The sequence below is a fragment of the Oceanobacillus saliphilus genome (assembly GCF_023522835.1).
GTDB classification, from domain to species: Bacteria; Bacillota; Bacilli; order Bacillales; family Amphibacillaceae; genus Oceanobacillus; species Oceanobacillus saliphilus.
This window is the reverse complement of sequence record NZ_JALCZU010000109.1, coordinates 1-275: the sequence shown is the minus strand read 5'-3', so window position 1 is coordinate 275 and position 275 is coordinate 1. Positions and strand designations below refer to the sequence as shown.

The following is a 275-nucleotide window of genomic DNA, read 5'->3' as shown; positions in this document are numbered from 1 at the left end:
GTGTTCTTTCAAAATAATGGAGACTATAAAGTTGTTAAAAGTCTTTACCACATTGATTATAGAGACAATAACTTTGAGAAAGGGCTTTATCACATTGATTACATTTCTAAGGTTTCTCTCCATTATGGGTTCTTTTATGATACTGGAGACAACTGTGACCTGCAAAGGCTTTACCACATTGATTACATTCATAAGGTTTTGCTCCAGTATGGGTTCTTTTATGACATTGTAGATGACTGGATGTAGCAAAGGCTTTACCACATTGATTACATTCA

The 275-nt window shown here is 34.2% G+C and carries 1 protein-coding gene; it reads right to left on the bottom strand.

Going from position 1 to position 275, the window contains the following annotated elements:
• Window positions 1-106: 106 nt before the first annotated feature.
• Window positions 107-275, bottom strand: a 169-nt coding sequence (locus MN204_RS21830; protein WP_498043953.1) for a C2H2-type zinc finger protein, incomplete at its 5' end; no start/stop codon positions are given.